Here is a 612-nt window from a genome sequence, read left to right as displayed (position 1 = left end):
TTTAAAATCGCCGAGTCTATTTCCTGAAGATATTTTTTCTAAAATTCCTCTAGACCATCCTGTTCGTCTTATCAATGCTGTTGTTGATGAGTTAGATATTAGTTCTATTTTAAGTCAATACAAAGGAGGAGGGACCACCAGTTATCATCCCCGTATGATGATAAAAGTCTTATTCTACGCCTATTTCAATAATATTTATTCATCGCGTAAGATTGAACGGGCTTTGACGGAGAACATTTATTTTATGTGGTTATCTGGTAATAGCTTGCCTGATCATCGCACGATTAATTATTTTCGCGCTAAGCGATTGAAAGGTCAAATCCATCAGCTTTTTGCAGATGTGGTTCGTCTGTTACAAGAATTACAATATGTTAGTTTACAAGTTCAATATATTGATGGAACAAAAATTGAATCTAGCTCTAACCGATACACCTTTGTATGGCGTGGTTCAGTGGAGAAAAACAAGGCTAAATTAGAAACAAAAATTCAAGATGTTCTCACAGAAATAGAGGGTCAAATCAAACAGGATCAAAGTGAACTCGCAAAAGAACACTGTTCCAAAAATATTGATAGTTTAGAGCTTAAAGAAAAAGTGACTCAGTTAAATAAACA

Annotated in this window: 1 protein-coding gene; it reads left to right on the top strand. The window is 34.5% G+C overall.

From position 1 onward, the window contains the following. Positions 1-31 precede the first annotated feature (31 nt). Positions 32-612 (top strand): transposase (locus GOQ24_RS15590; RefSeq protein ID WP_317165494.1); only part of this gene is annotated, 581 nt, incomplete at its 3' end.

Origin of the sequence: Myroides sp. LoEW2-1, from assembly GCF_009767705.1 — a bacterium.
Lineage (GTDB): Bacteria > Bacteroidota > Bacteroidia > Flavobacteriales > Flavobacteriaceae > Flavobacterium > Flavobacterium album_A.
This window is presented reverse-complemented; position numbering and strand designations above follow the sequence as displayed.